Consider the following 19,918-nt stretch of genomic DNA (forward strand, 5'->3'; position numbering starts at 1 on the left):
CAATCGACCGCGAGCCAGTCCGCGGGCCGGTCCGAAACCCCACCCCACCTGCGGATTCAACGCAGTTGACGGTCTCGGCCCGCCGGGGACGGCGGCCGGGCGCGGCCTACTGCCCCACCAGGCCCGGCTGGAGCACCTTGGTGAACAGAATCGTTCCGCCCTCGGCCCTCAGCCGTACCGTCAGCTCACCGCTGTCCCCGTCCACGGAGACCTCGCCGAAGTACTGCGGGGACTCCATCGGCGACACGTTCCCCCGCTTCGGCGCGCGGACGAAGACCCGCCTCGGGCCGAAGGTCGCATCCAGCGCGGAGGCCGGGAATCCGCCCGCCGCCAGCGGCCCCGAGACGAACTCCCAGAACGGGGCGAAGTCCTTGAACGCGGCCCGCTCCGGCGCGTAGTGCTGCGCGGAGGTGTGGTGGACGTCCGCCGTGAGCCAGAGGGTGCCGGTGATCCGCCGCCGTTTCACGAACCGCAGCAGCCGGGCGATCTGGAGCTCCCGACCCAGCGGCGCGCCCGCGTCCCCCTGGGCGATCGCGTCGAAGTCGGTCCGCCCGTCCGGCACCGTCAGTCCGATCGGCATGTCCGCCGCGATCACCTTCCACACCGCGTTCGACCGGAGCAGCCCCCGCTGGAGCCAGGCGAGCTGCTCCGGGCCGAGGATGCCCCGCCGGTCGCGGGCCTGCCGGCCGGGGGAGTTGGCGCCGCGGTACGAGCGCATGTCCAGGACGAAGACGTCGAGCAGCGGACCGTACCGCTCCACCCGGTACATCCGCCCCCCGGGCGCGGCGGGCGGCTCGGCGAGGGGGAAGTACTCGCCGAAGGCGCGCAGCGAGCGCGCGGCCAGCACGTCCGTGTTCTTCTCGGTGTAGCGGGGATCGTCCAGAAGCTGCCCCGGATACCAGTTGTTGCGCACCTCGTGGTCGTCCCACTGCACCACCGAAGGCACCTGGGCGTTGAAGCGGCGGGTGTGCTCGTCGAGCAGGTTGTAGCGGAAGTTGCCCCGGAAGTCCCTGAGTGTCTGGGCGACCCGGGACTTCTCCTCGGTGGTGACATTGCGCCAGATCCGGCCGTCCGGCAGGGTCACCCGGGGCTCGATCACCCCGTCCGCGTAGATCGAGTCCCCGCTGCACAGGAAGAAGTCGGGATCGAGCCGCCGCATCTCCTCGTGGACACGGTAGCCGCCGATGTCCGGATTGATGCCCCAGCCCTGTCCCGCGACATCCCCCGACCAGAGGAAGCGCACGCCCCGGCAGCGCCCGGCGGGCGCGGTCCGGAACGTCCCGGACACCGGCTCGCCGGTACGGCGGGGATCGTCCGGATCGGCGAGCGTCACCCGGTAGTGGATCTGCTCCCCGGGCGGCAGCCCGGCCAGCGCCGTGGTGCCGGTGAAGTCCGTGCCGGGCCCCAGCAGCGGCCCCTGGTGGAGCTCCGTCCGCTCGAAGGACTCCGTGGCCGAGGTCTCCACGAGCATCCGCGCGGGCCGGTCCGAACGCACCCACACCAGCCCGGACGACGAGGTCACCGCGCCGCTGCGCACCCCCCACGCCGCGCTCGGACGCCCGCCCAGGGCCTGCGAGGGCGCGGAGCCGAAGGCGGGCAGGGCCAGAACCGCCGACGCGGCGGCCGCGCCGCGCAGCAGCGAGCGGCGGCCGGGGGCCGCCGGCCCGCGGGGGGTTGCTGTCATCGGCGGGCCTCCAGGGGCATTCCGTGTGCCGGGCGCGGTGGGTGACGGTCGGCGTGGTGGACCGCCGGGGTCGATCCTCGCATCCCGCGGTGGCGCGCGGCCGACGCCTCAGTGAACGTCAGTCCCCGCCCCGCCGCGCCGTCTCCCGGGCCAGCAGCCCGATTCCCCGCACGATGTCGGACGGGGAGAGATGCGCGTACCCCAGCACCAGCCGTACACCCGTGTCCCGCACGGGCGTCAGGGCGTGCGCCGACAGCGGCCGTACCGCGATCCCCGCCCGCTCCGCGCGGCGCAGAAAGCCCTCCTCGGGACCGTACCGGCCGGGCAGCCGGGCGATGAGGTGCAGCCCCGCCGCGATCCCGCTGACCGAGGACCCCGGGAAGTGCTCGCCGAGGGCGCGGACGAGCGCGTCGCGCCGCTCCCGGTAGGCGCGCTGACAGCGGCGCAGCTGACGGTCGTAGCCGCCGCCGCCGACGAAGTCCGCGAGCAGCGCCTGGTCCAGGGCGGGATTGCCCAGGTCCATGGTGCGTTTGCGCTCGATCACCTCGTCCACCAGCCGCTCCGGCACCAGCATCCAGCCGAGCCGCAGCCCCGGCGCGAGCGATTTGCTCACCGAGCCGGTGTAGGCGACCCGCTCCGGATCGAGCCCCTGGAGCGCGCCGACCGAGGCCCGGTCGTAGCGGAAGTCGCCGTCGTAGTCGTCCTCCACGATCAGACCGTCCACCGACCGCGCCCAGTCGAGCAGTTCGGCGCGGCGCCGCGCGGAGTAGGCGATTCCGGTGGGGAACTGATGGGCCGGTGTGGTCGCCACCGCCGCCACGCCCGAGCGCCGCAGCGGCTCCATCGCCAGCCCCTCGCCGTCCAGCGGCAGCGCGGCGGCGCTCAGCCCGGCGGCGCCGAACAGCGGCCCGTGCTCGGGGCTGCCCGGGTCCTCCACACCGATGGACCGCGCGCCCCGGCCCCGCAGCACCGAGCCGAGCACCGTCATCGCCTGCGCCACCCCCGAACACACCACCAGGCACTCCGGATCGGCCACCGCGCCCCGCCGCCGGGTCAGCAGCGCCGCCAGCGAGGTCCGCAGCTCGGGCAGGCCGCGCGGATCGGGATAGCCGAGCGCCCGGTGCGGCAGCCGCGCCAGGGCGGACCGGTGGGCCGCCGCCCACGCCGCCCGGGGGAAGAGCGAGAGATCGGGCGTCCCGGGGCGGAAGTCCACCACCGGACCGGGGGACGGGCGCGGCGCGAGATCCCGCGCCCCCCGGGAGGGCGGGCGCGCCGCCGCGCCGACCCAGGTGCCCGAGCCCCGTTCGCTGCGGAGGTACCCCTCGGCCGTCAGCTGCTCGTACGCCTCGGTCACCAGCCCCCGCGAGACGCCCAGATCGGCCGCCAGCTCCCGGCTCGCCGGCAGCCGGGTGCCCGCCGCCAGCCGCCCCGAGCGCACCGCGTCCCGCAGCGCCGAGCGGAGCGCCCGCCCCCGCTGCCGCGCGGGAGCCCCGGCGGCCGGGGTCAGCAGCTCCCACGCCGGACCGGACGGCTCCAGTCCGGACGGCTCCAGTCCGGACGGCTCCGGACCGGACGGCCCCGAAGTGGTCCCCGAAGACATCATGGAAGTGGACCTTAAAGGGGACCGCCGCGCTCCCTAGCGTCACCCCCATGAACCGCCCGAACCACCCGACCCGCCCGAACCCCCTGACCGGGGTCCTCCTCGTCTCCTTCGCCTACTGCCTGGTCGGCGCCTCCTTCACCGCCAACAGCGTGCTCGGCGACTACCCGTACGCGGGTGGCCAGGCCATCCGCTACGCACTCGCCCTCCTCCTGCTGCTCCCCCTGCTCGGCGGTACGTCGGCGCTCACCCGGGTCCGCGCGCTGACCGTCCGCCAGTGGGGCCGGATCGCCCTGCTCGCCGCCGTCGGCATGGTCGGCTTCAACCTGGCGATCCTGGCCGCCGAACGCACCTCGGAACCCGCCGTGCCCGGCGTCTTCGTCGGCTGCGCGCCCGTCATCGTCGCCGTCCTCGTACCGCTCGCCGACGGCCGCCGGCCCACCCCGCCGGTGCTGTACGGGGCACTCCTCGTCGCCGCCGGAGCCTTCGCCGTCCAGGGCTGGGGCCGCGCCGACGCGACGGGCGTCCTCTGGTCGGTGGCCGCGCTCCTCGGCGAGGTCGGCTTCGCCGTGCTGGCCGCGCCGGTGTTGCGCCCCCTCGGGCCGAGGCTGCTCACCGCCTGCGTCTGCGGGGTCGCGGCGGTGGAGGCGGCCCTCGTCGGGCTGGTCGTCGACGGTCCGCGCTTCGTCCGGACGCCGGACCAGGGGGAGGCGTGGGCGCTGCTGTGGCAGGCCGCCGTGGTCACCGTCATAGGCTTCGTCGCCTGGTACATGGGCATCCAGCGGATCGGCACGGAGCGCGCCACCCTCTTCACCGGGCTGATCCCCGTCGCGGCGGCCCTCACCGCGCCGCTGGTGGGCGTGGGGAGCTTCGGCGTGGCCCAGGCGGCCGGGGGAGCGCTGGTGGGAGCGGGCGCGGCGCTCGGCTCGGGCTTCTTCGGCGGCCGGCCGCCGTCAGCGGCCGGAGCTGTCGGAGCGGCCGGAGCTGCCGTCGAGCAGCACCCGGGCGACGAGCGCGGGGTCGTCGTTCATGGGGACGTGTCCGCAGCCGGGCAGCCGGACGAGCCGCGCCCCGGGGATGGCCCGCTTGGCCCGGACTCCCTGACGGCGCAGCAGCACCCGGTCCCGGGTGCCCCAGGCGATGGTGACCGGCACATCGGGCACGTCGTCGCGGAAGAGGACGGAGCGTCCGGCGGCGAGCGTCTGGTGGAAACCGGAGGCCCCGCGCATCGCGAGGGTCTCGGCGACGACCGACTCCGATGAGCGGAGGCCGGGCCTGGCGTATATCGTCCCGGTGAGCGCCGCCCGCCCGGCCGCCGAGCGGGACAGCCCTTCTATCACCGGCAGCGGTATCGAGCGGGCCCCGGCCCGCAGCGCCTTGAGCGTGCCGTAGGCGTAGACCCGCTCCCGCCCGTTCCAGAAGCCGGCGGGCGACAGCGCGGTGACGGACCGCGCGAGTCCGGCCCGGCCCAGCTCCAGGGCGAGGAGCCCGCCGAGCGAGTTGCCCGCGACATGCGGGCGCTCCAGGCCCAGGGCCGCGCAGAGCGAGCCCAGTACCGAACCGACGGTGGAAAGGTCGTACCGCACTCCTTCGGGCAGCGGCGAGGACACACCGAAACCGGGCAGATCCACGGCTATGACATCGCGTTCGGCCGCCAGTACGCAGATCACGGGTTCCCATGCCTGCCAGTGGTGCCCTATGCCGTGGAGCAGCAGCAATGGCTCTCCCACGCCATCTCTCGCATAGCTGACGGACAGCTTCCGATTCCCTTCCGGGGATTCGACGGAGAACGAAATGTCCGCGACCATGACTGTTGCTCCCTCGTGTCGCCCCTGCTCGGAGCTGGTAGACGGCCTGTCAGTAACAATTACCGCCAGGTAGTTTCAAGTTCAAGGGCCGGAATGCGCCTTACCGGCCCCGACCCGTCGTTTCCGGCCGGGAGACATATGACGCACCGCGTTCGCCTGGACACGGAGACGTGTGTCGGCTGGGATGGAGGGGTGGCGACCGACACCCTGACCGACGTCTTCGAAGAGCACCGGCCCGTACTGGCCGCTGTGGCCTACCGCATGCTCGGCCGCGCGGCCGACACGGAGGACGTCGTCCAGGACGCCTGGCTGCGCTGGTCCGCCCAGGACCGGGCGGACGTCAGGGAGCCCCGGGGCTATCTCGTACGGGTCACCGCCCGTCTCGCCATCGACCGGCTGCGACAGATCCGCGCCCGGAACGAGTCGTACACCGGCCCCTGGCTGCCCGAGCCCATCATCACGGACATCGGGCATACCACCCCCGACGTGACCGAACGGGCAGTTCTCGCCGAATCCGTCTCCTTCGCCGTCCTCGTCGTCCTGGAATCGCTCTCCCCGCTGGAGCGGGCCGTGTTCGTCCTGAGGGAGGCCTTCGGATTCCCCTACGGGGAGATCGCGGTCACCCTGGAGCGCTCCGAGACGGCCGTGCGCCAACTCGGCGCACGGGCCCGCCGGCATGTGGAGGAACGCAAACCCCGTTACGACGTCGACCCGACCGAATGCCGTGAACTGACCGAACGCTTCCTGGCCGCCGCGGCCAGTGGCGATCTCCAGGGCCTGCTGGCCCTGCTCGCGCCCGACGCGCGTCTGATCGGCGACAGCGGCGGCAAGTCCAAGGCGCCGCTGCGGGTCCTCTTCGGCGCCGACAAGATCGGACGTTTCCTCGTCGCGGTCGCGAACGGCGGGCCGCCGGACGAGGATCGCCGGTTCGTGGAGATCAACGGCGCTCCGGCGCTGCTGCTGCTCTCCGGCGGGAAGCCGGACACCGTTCTTCAGCTGGAGATCGCGGACGGACGCGTCAGCCGCGTCTACGTCATGCGCAATCCAGACAAACTCTCCGGGGTGACTTTCATGTGACCCCACGTACACCCCTTCCGTGCACGTCAGAGCCCTTGTCCGAAAATCCACGGACGGTCGGCCGCGCGCGTTTAGCTGGGGTGCAAACAGTGCTAACAGCCCGTGAACGCTTGTCCAATCCCGTCGACTTCACAGAGCGACAAACGCAGGATTGGTCTTGACCAAGGTGCCGCGCCGTCCTATGGTCGGCTGAGATAGTGCAGGAACCTTTAATAAACAAGGGCGCGGAAAAGCCGCCGCTGACACGGCGAATGCGGAGGATCAGGGTGGGGACCACGCAGCTGGAATCTGTGCCGGAACCGAAATACTGGCACCTCAAGACGGTGATTGGAGAAGCGCTCGACTCTGACTTCGCGGTGGGGGAGATCCTGCCGAACGAGCGGGACCTCGCCGCCAGGTTCGGAGTCGCCCGAGCGACCCTGCGCCAGGCACTGGAACAACTCGAACTCGAAGGACGGCTGCAACGCCGGCGCGGCGTCGGCACGACCGTCGCCCCGCCGCGCATGGGAGTGGACGTGTCCACCACCCAGCACGCGTGGCCCGGCTCCGCGCAGGACGCCTGGCAGTCCTTCGACTGCTCCAGGGCCGTACCGCCTCCCGCGGTGGCCCGACTGCTGGGAACCGCCGCCGAAGAGGAGACGTACACCCTGCGCAGACTGCGCGTCACCCATGGGCAGCCGGTCGCGGCCGAACAGCTCTACGTCCCGGCCTCCTCGGTGCCCGAGCTGTCGGCCATAGACGCGCCCCCGGGGCCCGCCAGGGCCCGCGCCGTCCTGCGCGAACTCCAGCGGCTCGAACTGGACGGCCAGGACCGCGCGGTGGAGCTGGGCTCCGCCCGCGCCGACGACGCCAGGGAACTGGACCGGCTGCCCGGCGCGCCCGTACTGATCGTCACCACCCGCTACTTCTCCCGGGGCAGGACCGCCGCCGTCATCATGGCGACCTACCGGGCCGACACCTGCCGGCTGACCTTCGGGGACTCCGGCGATGTGCAGATAAGCCACCACGGCGAGGAGCGTCGCGCCTCCTGACGAACCCCGCCCGCGGTCCCCTGAGCACCCCGCGCCACCGCACGCGTCACGGCATCCGCCCGCACGGCCCTCACCGGCCGCGCCCCCGGACAGGGAGCGGACCCGCCCGCGCACGGCCCGTCGCACCGAGCTGACGCTCTCAGCGGCGGGCCGTCACCGTACCCTCCACCGCGAACAGCTCCTCCTCTACATGATCGAGCGCCAGCCGCAGCGCGCCCGTCGAGACGGCCGCCTCACGCAGCAGCGAGAGCGTCACCCTCGGCGGCCGCAGACAGTACCGGGACAGCTCCTCCCGTACGGGATCGAGCACCCCGTCCAGCCCGGCCGCCCAGCCGCCGATCACCACCAGCTCCGGATCGAGCGCCAGCACCAGCGCCGCCACATCGTGGACCAGCCGCTGAATGAACCGCTCCACCGCCGCCTGGGCCCGGACGTCGCCCTGCTTCGCCAGCGCGAAGACATTGGCCACCGCCTGCTCGTCCAGCGGATGCAGCGGCTCGTCCGTCGTCGACAGCAGCTTCTCCGGGGACACCTCACGCCCCAGCAGATGCAGTGCCCCGATCTCCCCGGCCGCACCGCCGAAGCCCCGGTGCAGCCGGCCGCCTATCAGCGAACCCGCTCCCGGACTCAGCCCCGCCAGCACGAAGACGACATCGTCGGACCCCTTCGCCGAACCCTTCCAGTGCTCGGCGACCGCCGCCGCGTTGGCGTCGTTCTCCACCAGCACCGGACAGCGGAACGAACGCTGCAACCGCTGCCCCAGCGACAGCCCGGTCCAGCCCGGCAGCGCCGTCCCCAGCCGTACGGTCCCGTCCGCCTCCACTATCCCCGGAGTGCCGACCCCGACCGCCCGCAGATTGGTCCGCGAGACCCCGGTCCGCCGCAGCACATCCGCGATCACCAGCCGCACCCGCTCCAGCCGGTCGTCCGCCGACGCCGTCTCCGACACCTCCCGGGAGCCCGCGCCGATGATGCGCCCGTCCAGACCGGACACCAGGGCCGCCACCCGGTGCGGACCTATCTCCACGCCCAGCAGATGGCCTGCCTCCACCCGGAACCGGAAGCGCCGGGCCGGACGTCCCTGACGGCGAGCCTCACCCTCCTCGGGGACCGACTCACTGACCAGACCGGCCTCGACGAGCCCCTCGATGACGCCCTCGACCGTCGGCCGGGACAGTCCCGTCAGCCGGGTCAGATCCGTGAGCGTCGGAGAGCCCGCGCCCCGCAGCGAATGGAGTACCACCGCGGAGTTGATCCGCCGCAGCAGCGACGGATCCCCGCCGGTCAGCCGCCCCACCATGTGTCCTTCCAGCCCTTTGCTCGTGCAGCTCGGGCGTGTGTGTCTGCCGGATCGTACTCGCTGGCCCTGCCACGTGCACGATCGGAGCGGGGCATGCGCCGCCGAGGCCCCCGGCGGAGCGCCGCGGCCCTACCGGGACCCTTCCCGACATCTTCCGAAACCGGCCCCGGCGCTCCCGCCGCCCCCCGCCGCCCGCTCAAGCGGACGCGGCCGCCCGCAGCCGGGCGAACTCCTCGGCCATCGACTCGGCCGTCCAGCGCGCGTTCAGCCCACTCGGATTCGGCAGCGCCCAGATCCGGGTCGCGCCCACCGTCGTCTCCTGCGGACCGATCCGCGCCCCGCGCTCGCCGAACGCCGTGCGGTACGCGGTCACCCCGACCACCGCCAGCCACCGCGGCTCCAGCGCGGCCACCTTCTCCCGCAGCAGCCGGCCGCCCTCGCGCAACTCCTCCGCGTCCAGCTCGTCGGCGCGCGCCGTCGCCCTGGCCACCACATTGGTGATGCCCAGCCCGTACGACGGCAGCTCCCCCTGCTCCGAAGGCTTCAGCAGCCGCGGCGTGAAGCCCGAGAGGTGCAGAACCGGCCAGAATCGATTCCCCGGCCTCGCGAAGTGAAAACCGGTCGCCGCCGACAGCAGCCCCGGATTGATGCCGCAGAAAAGCACCTGAAGACCGCCCGCCACCACATCCTCCACGACGCGGTCACGGGCGGCTTCCAATTCCCCGGGGGTCAGAGGATCGACCCCGGGGTGTAGCCCGCCGCCGCCGGGTTCCGCTTGACGATCTCCTCGATACGGGAGACCACCGACGCGACCTGGCCCGCCGCCGCCCCGGTGAACGACAGCTTGTCCGCCATCAGGGCGTCCAGCTGCTCCCGGTCCAGCGGAATGCGCTCGTCCGAGGCGAGCTTCGGCAGCAGCTCATTGCGCTCCGCGCCCTGCTCGCGCATGGCCAGCGCGGCGGCCACCGCGTTCTCCTTGATGGCCTCGTGCGCCTCCTCGCGGCCCACCCCGGCCCGTACCGCGGCCATCAGCACCTTGGTGGTGGCGAGGAACGGCAGATACCGGTCGAGTTCCCGGGCGACCACGGCGGGGAAGGCGCCGAACTCGTCCAGTACCGTCAGGAAGGTCTCCAGCAGCCCGTCCAAAGCGAAGAACGCGTCCGGCAGCGCCACCCGGCGTACCACCGAGCAGGAGACATCGCCCTCGTTCCACTGGTCGCCCGCCAGCTCGCCCGTCATCGAGGCGTAGCCGCGCAGAATGACCATGAGGCCGTTCACCCGCTCGCAGGAGCGCGTGTTCATCTTGTGCGGCATGGCCGAGGAACCGACCTGCCCCGGCTTGAAGCCCTCGGTGACCAGCTCGTGCCCGGCCATCAGCCGGATCGTCTTGGCGATCGAGGAGGGGGCCGCCGCGAGCTGCACCAGCGCGGTGACCACGTCGTAGTCGAGCGAGCGCGGATAGACCTGCCCGACCGAGGTGAACGCCTCGGCGAAGCCCAGATGGGCGGCGATGCGCCCCTCCAGCTCGGCCAGGGCCGCGTCGTCGCCGCCCAGCAGATCCAGCATGTCCTGCGCCGTGCCCACCGGGCCCTTGATGCCGCGCAGCGGATAGCGGCCCAGCAGGTCCTCCAGCCGCCCATGGGCGACCAGCAGCTCGTCGGCGGCGGTCGCGAAGCGCTTCCCGAGCGTCGTGGCCTGCGCGGCCACATTGTGCGAGCGCCCGGCCATCACCAGCTCGGCGTACTCGGCGGACAGCTTCCCGAGCCGGGCCAGCACCGCGACCGTGCGGTCGCGCACCAGCTCCAGAGAGAGCCGGATCTGGAGCTGCTCCACATTCTCGGTCAGATCGCGGGAGGTCATCCCCTTGTGGATCTGCTCATGACCGGCGAGGGCGTTGAACTCCTCGATCCGGGCCTTCACATCGTGCCGGGTGATCTTCTCGCGCTCGGCGATCGAGGCCAGATCGACCTGGTCGAGCACGCGTTCGTAGTCGTCGATGGCCGCTTCGGGGACCTCGATACCGAGATCCTTCTGCGCGCGCAGAACCGCGAGCCAGAGCCGGCGCTCCAGTCTCACCTTCTGCTCGGGAGACCAGAGAGCGGCCAGCTCCACCGAGGCATAGCGGCCGGCCAGGACATTGGGGATGCGAGGCTTCGCAGACACAGCAGTCACACGGCCAGATTCTACTGGCGCTTCCCGCAGGTCAGCGCCCCGGTCACAGTTGTATGTTGCTACGAGGGCCGCTCCGCGCGATCCGGCCCCGGCGGCGGCTCGTACGGCAGCAGCTCCGGCCGCTTCGCCGGGAGCCCGTCCCCCGAGGAGCGGCCGGTCAGCCGCCGCCCCACCCAGGGCCCCAGATGGCGGCGGGCGAACCGCAGATCATCGGCCCGCCGGGCCGCCCACCCCACCGGGGCGGCCGGCGGCAGCGGCGTCCGCCAGTCGTCCCCGGCCGTCAGCCCCAGCGCCTGCCAGACGGCCTCGGCGACCCGGCGATGCCCCTCCGCCGTCAGATGCAGCCGGTCCGCGTCCCACAGCCGGGGATCGCCCAGCGCCCCCGAGCCGTACAGATCCACCACCAGCGCGCCGTGCCGGGCCGCGACCGCGTCCACCACGGCGAACAGCTCCTCCATCCGGGGCCGGAAGCGGTCCATCACCGGCCCCGAGCGCCCCGGGCTGCGCATCAGCACCAGCCGTCGGCAGGAGGGCGCGAGCGCCGCCGCGGCCTCCTCCAGCCGCGCCCGCACCCCGCCCATGTCGCACGAGGGGCGCAGCGCGTCATTGAGGCCGCCCACCAGCGTCACCAGATCGGCCCGCATCGCGGCGGCGGGGGCGACCTGCTCGTCCACGATCTGGCCGATGAGCTTCCCGCGCACCGCGAGATTGGCGTACCGGAAACCCGGCGAACGGGCGGCGAGCCGGGCCGCGAGAAGATCCGCCCAGCCCCGGTAGGAACCGTCGGGCAGCAGATCGGACATTCCCTCGGTGAAGGAATCACCCACCGCGACAAAACTTGTGTAGTTGGCACTCGTCTCCATGGCGCTGACGATCCTACCGCCGGGTACACACCGTGCGCCGGGCGGAGACGGCCGTGGCCCGGGCCCCCTCGAAGGGGACCCGGGCCACGGCCCGCGGAAGATCAGTCGCGCCTGCCGACCAGCTCCCGCAGCACGTCCTCCATGGTGACCAGACCTTCCGGAGCGCCGTCGTCGTCCAGCACCGCCGCCAGATGGGTACGGCTGCGGCGCATCGCGGTCAGCACGTCGTCCAGCGGGGTCACCCCGCGCACCCGGGCGATCGGCCGCATGGCCGCCACCGGGAACGGCTCGTCGCGCGGGGCCGCGTCCAGCGCGTCCTTCACATGGAGATAGCCGAGAATGCCCCGGCCCGCGTCGGCCACGGGGAACCGCGAGAACCCGGACTCCGCCGACAGCAGCTCCAGCTGCTCCGGGGTCGTCCCGACCCGTGCGTACACCACCTGCTCGACCGGCATGATCACATCGCGCACCGGACGGCGGCCCAGCTCCAGGGCGTCGCGCAGCCGCTCGGCCGAACGGTCGTCCAGCAGACCGGCGTCACCCGCGTCCGCCACCATCCGGGCCAGCTCGTCGTCCGAGTACGTGGCCGAGACCTCGTCCTTGGCGTCCACCTTCAGCAGCCGCAGCAGCGTGTTGGCGAAGGCGTTGATCGTGAAGATCACCGGGCGCAGCCCGCGCGCCACCGCCACCAGCGGCGGGCCGAGCAGCAGCGCGGTGCGCGTCGGCTCGGCGAGCGCGATGTTCTTCGGCACCATCTCGCCGAGGAGCATGTGCAGATACGTCGCCAGCGACAGGGCGATGACGAACGAGATCGGATGGATCGCGCCGTCGGGCACCCCGAGCGAGTGGAACACCGGCTCCAGCAGATGCGCGATCGCCGGCTCGGCGACGATGCCGAGGATCAGGGTGCACAGGGTGATGCCCAGCTGAGCCGCCGCCAGCAGCGCCGACACATGCTCCAGCCCCCACAGCACACTGCGGGCACGCCGGTCGCCGGCCTCCGCGGCCGGCTCGATCTGACTGCGGCGCACGGAGATCAGGGCGAACTCCGCGCCCACGAAGAAGGCGTTGACCACCAGGGTCAGCAGACCGATGAGAAGCTGAATCGCGATCATCGTCCGGCCTCCTTGGAACCCGAACCGGCGGACACGTCGGACGGACCCGACGGCGCGTGCATCAGCACCCGCGCGGCCCGCCGCCCGGAGGCGTCGACGACATCGAGCCGCCACCCCTCCAGATCGATGCGGTCACCCTCGGCCGGGATCCTCCCCAGCTCGGTGGCGACGAGACCGGCGAGGGTCTCGTACGGACCCTCCGGCACCTTCAGCCCGACCTGCTCCAGCTGGTCGGTGCGGGCCGCGCCGTCGGCCGACCACAGCGGGCGGCCGTCGGCGTCCTCACCGGCCGGGGCCAGATCGGGGGTCTCGTGCGGATCGTGCTCGTCGCGCACCTCGCCGACGACCTCCTCGACGATGTCCTCCATCGTCACCACTCCGGCCGTGCCGCCGTACTCGTCGATGACCACGGCCATCGTCGATTTGCCGCCGAGGCGGTCCAGCAACCGGTCCACGGTCAGTGTCTCCGGCACCAGCAAAGGCTCCCGCAGCACGTCGGAGACGCTCCGGCGCGGCCGAAGCTCCGCCGGGATCGCCAGCACGTCCTTGATGTGCGCGATGCCGACGACCGTGTCGAGACTGCCCCGGTACACCGGGAAGCGCGACAGACCGGTCGCCCGGGTGGCGTTGGCCACGTCCTCGGCCGTCGCCTGCACCTCCAGCGCCGTCACCTGGACCCGCGGGGTCATGACATTCTCCGCGGTCAGCTCGGACAGGCTCAGCGTGCGGACGAACAGCTCGGCCGTGTCCGCCTCCAGCGAGCCCTCCTTCGCCGAGTGACGGGCGAGCGCCACCAGCTCCTGCGGGCTGCGCGCGGAGGCCAGCTCCTCGGTCGGCTCCATACCGAGCCGGCGCAGGATGTGGTTGGCGGTGTTGTTGAGATGGCTGATGAGCGGTTTGAACGCGGCGGTGAAGAGCCGCTGCGCCGGGGCCACGACCTTCGCGACGGCCAGCGGGGAGGAGATCGCCCAGTTCTTGGGGACCAGCTCGCCGACGACCATCAGCACGACCGTGGAGAAGGCGGTGCCGAGCACCAGGGCGACCGACGAGGTCACCGAGGAGGAGAGCCCGAGGCCCTCCAGCGGACCGCGGATGAGCTTGGAGATCGAGGGCTCGGAGAGCATGCCGACGACCAGATTGGTCACGGTGATGCCCAGCTGCGCGCCGGAGAGCTGGAAGGTCAGCCCCCGCACGGCCTTGAGGGCGCTCGCCGCACCGCGCTCGCCGCGCGCGACGGCGCTTTCGAGGTCGGAGCGCTCGACGGTGGTGAGGGAGAACTCCGCCGCCACGAAGACGCCACAGGCGAGCGAGAGGAGCAGTGCCACGATCAGAAGGAGCACTTCGGTCATCGGGCCACCTCCGTCCCACGGCCGGACGGATACGGGAGGGGCGCTCGATGTCTGCTACTGGGAGGCTCGTCCATGGACGGACGCTCACACCTTTCGTATGGAGAGTAGTGATCCACCCCATCGTAAAGGACCGGCAAAGTCGGTGACGGGACGGGCTGTCTCCAGATTATCCGGAAGGCGGCCCGGACAAGCCACGCCAGGGGACCGCACACCCGTCGGACCGGACGCGCGGTCCCCCGGGAAAGGCCTCCGGCGGTCTCCTCCGCTCAGCGGGCGGCGGCGGGCCCGGCGTACGGCTTCACCCAGCGCCGCCAGTGATCCTCACGCCGGTACCCGGCGGCGGCCCAGGCCCGCCGCGCCCGCTCGTTGGCCTCCAGCACCATCGCGTCCCCGCGCCGCCCGCCCACCGCGGCGAACCGCGCCTCGGCCGCTTTCAGCAGCGCCGTGCCGATGCCCCGGCGGCGGAAGGCGGGAAGAACGGCGAGCCGGTACAGCGAGCAGCGCCAGCCGTCCCAGCCCGCGATCACCGAACCCACCAGCCTCCCCCCGGACTCGGCGAGGATCAGCGCCTCGGGGTCGCGGGCGATCAGCCGGCCGACGCCTTCCACGTCGTCGGTGATGCTCGTGCCCTCGGCGGCCTCGGCCCAGAAGGCCAGCACGGTCTCGGCCTCATCGGCCCTCGCGGTGCGTATACGCAGGTCGGTCATGGCCCCAGAGCCAAGCACGAGGGCCCCGGGCCGGGCCACCGCTTTCCGCCGGTGGCTCCCGCTCGCTACCCGGCCGGGTCGGTCGGCGACTCGACGAAGCAGAACTCATTGCCCTCCGGGTCCTGAAGCACCTGGAACCTGCCCTGGGGATCGGCGACCACCGGACCGACCGGCCTCGCGCCGAGCCCGACCGCCGTCTCGGCCGCCCGCTCCACATCCCCCGCCTCCGCGTCCAGGTCCAGATGGACCCGGTTCTTCACGGCCTTGCCCTCCGGCACCCGCTGGAACGCCAGGCGCGGACCCTCGGGCGGGTCGACGAAGGACCAGTCGGGCCCCCGGTCGACCGGCGCCCCGCCCAGCAGAGCGGCCCAGAACCGCACCAGACGGGCGGGCTCCCCGCAGTCGAAGACGATCTCGCTGATCCTTGTCGCCATCCCGCTCACCCCATCGCGGCGGCCGGCACGCCGCCGTTCATCGAGGCCGTGAACGCGTCCGCGTCCCACCGGCCGCCCAGAATCGGAGCGAGCCAGTCGGCGGCCCGCTCCCGGAACACCGTAGGGGCCAGCCGGCCGGCCCCCGCCGGCACCGCCCCCAGCAGCGGCGCGCCGGCCGCCTCCGGAAGATCGAACAGATTGCACCGCGCGGCGAGATCGGGCTCGGCCGGCCAGCTCCCGACCACCACACCGAGCTGGTCGATGCCCCGGGCGCGCAGCGCCTCGCCGGTGAGCGCCACCGAGTTGAGCGTGCCAAGACCCGCCGGGGCGACCACCAGCACCGGCGCGCCGAGCAGCTGCGCGGCGTCGGCGAGGGTGTCGCCGTCGGCGTCGAACCGTACGAGCAGCCCGCCCGCGCCCTCGACCACCACCAGGTCGTACTCACGGGCCAGCCGGCCGACGCACTCGGCGACCGCCTGGGCCCGCACCCCGGGCAGCTCGGCCCGCCGGGCGGCGGCGGCGGGCGCGAGCGGCTCCCGGAAGCGGGCCAGCTCCACGCCGTACACCTGCCCGCCGAGCCTGCGCACCTCGTCCAGATCGCCCGGCTCCCCGGGCTCGACACCGGTCTGGGCGGGCTTGGCCACGGCGACCCGGCGGCCCTTCGCGAGGGCCACGACCGCGGCGGTGACCACGGTCTTCCCGATCTCCGTGCCGGTGCCGGAGACGACGATGACGGACATGCGGTTGCTCTGCCTTTCCTGGCCGTTCTGTTCTGTCCTCCCCTCCGGGGCCGGGACCGGTCCCGGAGGGGCCTCGTACGCTCAGCCCGCCGCCGCCGCCGCGCACACCCCCGCGCACAGCCGCGCCAGATCCTCGTCGTCCGTCACATACGGCGGCATCACATAGACCAGGTCCCGGAACGGCCGCAGCCACACCCCGGCCCGCACCGCGGCCCCGGTCGCCGCCGCCATGTCCACCTGATGGTCGAGCTGGACCACGCCGATGCCGCCCAGGACCCGCACCTCGGCGACCCCGGGCAGCTCCCCGGCCGCCGCCAGCCCCTCCCACAGCCCCGACTCCAGGCGCTTGACGTCCCGCTCCCACTCCCCGGCCAGCAGCAGATCGACGGAGGCCAGCGCCACCGAGGCGGCCAGCGGATTGGCCATGAAGGTCGGCCCGTGCGCCAGCACGGGGACCTCGCCCCGGGATATGCCCTCCGCGACCCCGCTGGTGCACAAGGTCGCCGCCATCGAGAGATAACCGCCGGTCAGCGCCTTGCCCAGACACATCACATCGGGTGAGACCCCGGCCGCCCCGGCGGCGAACAGAGTGCCGGACCGCCCGAATCCCGTCGCGATCTCGTCGAAGACCAGCAGCACCCCGTGCGCGTCGCACGCCTCCCGGAGCACCCGCAGATACGCGGGGGAGTGGAACCGCATCCCGCCCGCGCCCTGCACCACCGGCTCCACGATCACCGCGGCGAGTTCATCGGCGTGCCGGGCGACCAGCTCGCGCAGCTGCTCCGCGTACGACTCCTCGTACTCCGCGGGAGGCGCGTCCGCGAAGATCTGGCGGGGCAGCGCCCCCGACCAGAGCCGGTGCATCCCGCCGTCGGGGTCGCAGACCGCCATCGGCTGCCAGGTGTCCCCGTGGTAGCCGCCGCGCCAGGTCAGCAGCCGCCGCTTGGCCGGGCGGCCCAGCGAGCGCCAGTACTGGAGACACATCTTGACCGCGACTTCGACCGAGACCGAGCCCGAGTCGGAGAGGAACACATGGCGCAGCGGCTCGGGAGTGATCTCCACCAGCCTGGCCGCCAGCCGGACGGCGGGCTCGTGCGTGAGCCCGCCGAACATCACATGGCTCATCCGCTCCAGCTGGCCGCGCGCCGCCTCGTTGAGCACGGGGTGGTTGTAGCCGTGGATCGCCGACCACCACGAGGACATCCCGTCGATCAGCTCCCGCCGCCCGTGCACCGGTTCGGCCAGCCTCAGCCGTACCCCCGATGCCGACTCCACCACCAGCGGATCGGCGCGGCCCGGCATGGGGCCGTAGGGGTGCCAGACATGGGCCCGGTCCAGGGCCAGCAGCTCGGGTACGGAGAGCGGCTCAGGCATTGGGCGCGAGATCCGTTCCCGCGCCGCGCCGGCGCACGGCCACCAGATCCGTACGGGCCCCGGGGACCGAAGCCGTCCCGCCGGGGGCCTCGGCGACGGCCCCGGCCTCGGTACCGGTCTTCGCCGGGGCGTCGCTCGCGCACACCGAACCACAGCCGCCCGGGGCCGCCCGGTGCTCGGGAAGGGTCGTCGTCCCCGCGCCCTCCACCTCGAAGCCGGCGTCCGCGATCATGTCGAGGTCGGCCTTGCCGGCCTGCCCCTCGCTGGTCAGATAGTCCCCGAGGAAGATGGAGTTCACCAGGTGCAGCGCGAGCGGCTGCATCGACCGCAAATGCACCTCGCGCCCGCCCGCGAGCCGGACCTCCGCGTCCGGGCAGACGAACCGCGTCATCGCCAGAATCCGCAGGCACCGCTGCGGAGTGAGGTTCCACTCCTTGGCCAGCGGAGTCCCCTCGAAGGGGATCAGGAAGTTCACCGGGACCGAGTCCGGGTCCAGTTCGCGCAGCGAGAAGACCACGTCGACCAGGTCCTCGTCGCTCTCGCCCATGCCCGCGATCAGCCCGGAACAGGCCGAAAGACCGGCAGCCTGCGCCTGCCGCACGGTGTCCACCCGGTCCGCGTAGGTGTGGGTGGTGGTGATCTGACCGTAGGTGCCCTCGGAGGTGTTGAGATTGTGGTTGTACGCGTCGGCCCCGGCGTCCCGCAGCCGCTCGGCCTGCCCGGCGGAGAGCAGCCCGAGACAGGCGCAGACCTCCACGTCCTCGTTCTGCTCCTTGATCGCCTCGATGGTCTTCGAGACCCGGTCCACGTCCCGGTCGGTCGGACCGCGTCCGCTGGCGACCAGACAGACGCGCTTCGCGCCGCCCGCGACCCCGGCCGCCGCCGCCTCGGACGCCTCGTCCGGCTTGAGCCAGGTGTACTTGAGGATCCCGGCCTTCGACCCGAGGCGCTGGGAGCAGTAGGAGCAGTCCTCCGGGCACAGCCCCGACTTGAGGTTGACCAGATAGTTCAGCTTCACCCGCCGTCCGAACCACTGACGGCGCACCTTCCCCGCCGCGGCCACCACGTCCAGCAACTCGTCGTCCGAGGTCGCCAGTACGGCGAGTGCCTCTTCACGGCTCGGCGGCTCGCGCCGCAGGCCCTTCTCCACCAGCGTGTTCAGCAGGTCCATGACGCCGATCCTGGCGTACGGCACCTGCCCGGGGAAAGGCGGAACTCCACAACAGACCTTGTTCGAGGTGTGTGCATGACCACATCCGCTCCCGGATCCACCCCGGTTAGGGTCTGTGCGGTGCCTACAAAACCCCCTGTCGGCCCGGCCCGTACGCCCCCCGGCGCGGGGTCCCCGCGTCAGAGCACCGGAAGAGGACCCGACGACCATGGCCCAGGCCCCTCAGGACCCTTTCGAGTGGATCGAGGACGAGGCGCTCCGCCGTGAGCGGACGGGACTGGTGCGCGGGCTCCGGCCGCGCCCCGCCGACTCCCCGGTGCTCGACCTCGCAGGGAACGACTATCTCGGCCTCACCCGCCACCCCGAGATCACCGGGGCCGCCGGGGAGGCCGCCCACCGCTGGGGCGCGGGCGCGACCGGCTCACGGCTGGTCACCGGAAGCACCGAACTCCACGCCGAACTGGAGCGGGAACTCGCCGAGTTCTGCGGATTCGAGGCGGCGCTGGTGTTCTCCTCCGGCTACGCCGCCAATCTCGCCGCCGTCACCGCGCTCGGCGGACCGGGCTCGCTCATCGTCTCCGACGCCGGAAATCACGCGTCGATCGTCGACGGCTGCCGGCTCGCGCGCGCCGAGACGGCGATCACCGCGCACGCGGACCCGGAGGCGGTGCGCAAGACCCTCGGCGCCCACCCCGGGCGGCGCGCACTCGTGGTCACCGACTCGGTCTTCTCGGTCGACGGCGACGCGGCCCCGCTGGCGGCGCTCGCCGAAATCTGCCGGGCCCACGGCGCTGCGCTGCTGGTGGACGACGCGCACGGCCTCGGGGTCCTCGGCGACGGCGGCCGGGGCGCACCGCACACGGCGGGCATCGCGGGCGACGGCGGCGTGGTCGCCACGCTGACGCTCTCCAAGTCGCTGGGCGCACAGGGCGGCGCGGTACTCGGCCCCGCCCGGGTGATCGGCCAACTGATCAACACCGCCCGCACCTTCATCTTCGACACCGGCCTCGCCCCGGCCGCCGCCGGGGCCGCCCTCGCCGCGCTGCGGCTGCTGCGCCGCGAGCCCGGGCGGGCGGCCAGGGTCCGTACGGTGGCCGGGGCCCTGTACGGCGGACTGACGGCGCGGGGGCTGACGGCCGTACGCCCCGAAGCCGCCGTGGTCTCCGTGCGCGCGCCCTCGCCGTCGGCGGCGGTGGAGTGGGCCGGGGCCTGCCGCTCGGCCGGGCTGGCCGTCGGCTGCTTCCGTCCCCCGTCGGTGCCGGACGGCGTCTCACGGCTGCGGCTGACGGCCCGTGCCGATCTGACCGATCAGCAGATCGCCTGGGCGGTCTCGACGGTCGCCCGGACCGCGCCGGCGCCCGGCTGAGGTCTCCCGCGTTTTTCCGCCCCGAGGGCGAAGTGCGGGGAACATCCCCTGTCGGGGGCGGATGAGTGGCACTCTGGCCACCAGCGCAATCCGTGGCCGTCCGCGCGATCCCGCTTCGCGTTCGGAT

At 72.9% G+C, this 19,918-nt stretch carries 17 protein-coding genes and 1 pseudogene; 4 read left to right on the top strand and 14 right to left on the bottom strand.

Annotated features, from left to right (window positions below; all coding sequences use genetic code 11):
• Nucleotides 1–106: 106 nt before the first annotated feature.
• On the bottom strand, nt 107–1,684 hold the full coding sequence (locus IE247_RS28180) for an alkaline phosphatase D family protein (protein WP_190126132.1): 1,578 nt from the start codon (nt 1,682–1,684) through the stop codon (nt 107–109).
• Between the two features lie 118 nt (nt 1,685–1,802).
• Nucleotides 1,803–3,287, bottom strand: a complete 1,485-nt coding sequence (gene pdxR, locus IE247_RS28185; RefSeq protein ID WP_190126133.1) for a MocR-like pyridoxine biosynthesis transcription factor PdxR — start codon at nt 3,285–3,287, stop codon at nt 1,803–1,805.
• A 308-nt stretch (nt 3,288–3,595) separates the two neighbouring features.
• Between pdxR and IE247_RS28190 the strand changes: the two are divergent.
• Nucleotides 3,596–4,195 (top strand): annotated as a pseudogene (locus IE247_RS28190) (EamA family transporter); the annotation flags it as partial.
• A 42-nt stretch (nt 4,196–4,237) separates the two neighbouring features.
• Here IE247_RS28190 and IE247_RS28195 read toward each other — a convergent pair.
• A complete protein-coding gene (locus tag IE247_RS28195) occupies nt 4,238–5,092 on the bottom strand; it encodes an alpha/beta fold hydrolase (RefSeq protein WP_190126134.1) in 855 nt (284 codons plus the stop codon).
• Between the two features lie 192 nt (nt 5,093–5,284).
• Here IE247_RS28195 and sigJ point away from each other — a divergent pair, with 192 nt between their 5' ends.
• Both sigJ and IE247_RS28205 read left to right on the top strand, forming a co-directional pair.
• Entirely contained in the window at nt 5,285–6,169 is an 885-nt protein-coding gene (gene sigJ, locus IE247_RS28200) for an RNA polymerase sigma factor SigJ (RefSeq protein WP_190126135.1), read from the top strand.
• A gap of 266 nt (nt 6,170–6,435) precedes the next feature.
• Nucleotides 6,436–7,200 carry a GntR family transcriptional regulator gene (locus IE247_RS28205; RefSeq protein WP_190126136.1) on the top strand — a complete coding sequence of 255 codons (765 nt, stop codon included), beginning with the start codon at nt 6,436–6,438 and terminating at the stop codon, nt 7,198–7,200.
• Nucleotides 7,201–7,339: 139 nt separating this feature from the next.
• On the opposite strand, the gene IE247_RS28210 is transcribed toward IE247_RS28205, so the two are convergent.
• From IE247_RS28210 to bioB, 11 genes are all read right to left on the bottom strand, one after another.
• Entirely contained in the window at nt 7,340–8,497 is a 1,158-nt protein-coding gene (locus IE247_RS28210) for an ROK family transcriptional regulator (protein WP_190126185.1), read from the bottom strand.
• Nucleotides 8,498–8,696: 199 nt separating this feature from the next.
• A complete protein-coding gene (gene mug / locus IE247_RS28215; RefSeq protein ID WP_190126187.1) occupies nt 8,697–9,233 on the bottom strand; it encodes a G/U mismatch-specific DNA glycosylase in 537 nt (178 codons plus the stop codon).
• Complete coding sequence (gene purB, locus IE247_RS28220) at nt 9,230–10,663, bottom strand: adenylosuccinate lyase (protein WP_190126186.1); 1,434 nt, start codon at nt 10,661–10,663, stop codon at nt 9,230–9,232. The genes mug and purB overlap by 4 nt, the downstream gene beginning before the upstream one ends.
• A 68-nt stretch (nt 10,664–10,731) precedes the next feature.
• Nucleotides 10,732–11,535 (bottom strand): SGNH/GDSL hydrolase family protein, encoded by an 804-nt coding sequence (locus IE247_RS28225; RefSeq protein WP_190126137.1) that lies wholly within the window; start codon nt 11,533–11,535, stop codon nt 10,732–10,734.
• A 101-nt stretch (nt 11,536–11,636) separates the two neighbouring features.
• Complete coding sequence (locus tag IE247_RS28230; protein ID WP_190126138.1) at nt 11,637–12,650, bottom strand: hemolysin family protein; 1,014 nt, start codon at nt 12,648–12,650, stop codon at nt 11,637–11,639.
• Nucleotides 12,647–13,999: a hemolysin family protein gene (locus IE247_RS28235; protein WP_190126139.1), complete on the bottom strand. Its 1,353-nt coding sequence runs from the start codon at nt 13,997–13,999 to the stop codon at nt 12,647–12,649. Before IE247_RS28235 ends, IE247_RS28230 begins: the two co-directional genes overlap by 4 nt.
• Before the next feature lie 266 nt (nt 14,000–14,265).
• On the bottom strand, nt 14,266–14,706 hold the full coding sequence (locus tag IE247_RS28240) for a GNAT family N-acetyltransferase (protein ID WP_190126140.1): 441 nt from the start codon (nt 14,704–14,706) through the stop codon (nt 14,266–14,268).
• A 65-nt stretch (nt 14,707–14,771) separates the two neighbouring features.
• Nucleotides 14,772–15,140 (bottom strand): VOC family protein, encoded by a 369-nt coding sequence (locus IE247_RS28245; RefSeq protein ID WP_190126141.1) that lies wholly within the window; start codon nt 15,138–15,140, stop codon nt 14,772–14,774.
• Nucleotides 15,141–15,145: 5 nt separating this feature from the next.
• Nucleotides 15,146–15,880 carry a dethiobiotin synthase gene (bioD, locus tag IE247_RS28250; RefSeq protein ID WP_190126142.1) on the bottom strand — a complete coding sequence of 245 codons (735 nt, stop codon included), beginning with the start codon at nt 15,878–15,880 and terminating at the stop codon, nt 15,146–15,148.
• Nucleotides 15,881–15,961: 81 nt separating this feature from the next.
• Complete coding sequence (locus IE247_RS28255) at nt 15,962–17,254, bottom strand: adenosylmethionine--8-amino-7-oxononanoate transaminase (protein ID WP_190126143.1); 1,293 nt, start codon at nt 17,252–17,254, stop codon at nt 15,962–15,964.
• A complete protein-coding gene (gene bioB / locus IE247_RS28260; RefSeq protein WP_190126144.1) occupies nt 17,247–18,425 on the bottom strand; it encodes a biotin synthase BioB in 1,179 nt (392 codons plus the stop codon). Before bioB ends, IE247_RS28255 begins: the two co-directional genes overlap by 8 nt.
• A 208-nt stretch (nt 18,426–18,633) precedes the next feature.
• Between bioB and IE247_RS28265 the strand changes: the two genes are divergently transcribed.
• Nucleotides 18,634–19,791 (top strand): 8-amino-7-oxononanoate synthase, encoded by a 1,158-nt coding sequence (locus IE247_RS28265; RefSeq protein WP_190126145.1) that lies wholly within the window; start codon nt 18,634–18,636, stop codon nt 19,789–19,791.
• Nucleotides 19,792–19,918: the final 127 nt, after the last annotated feature.

Origin of the sequence: Streptomyces inusitatus (assembly GCF_014651115.1) — a bacterium.
Classification (GTDB): domain Bacteria; phylum Actinomycetota; class Actinomycetes; order Streptomycetales; family Streptomycetaceae; genus Streptomyces; species Streptomyces amakusaensis.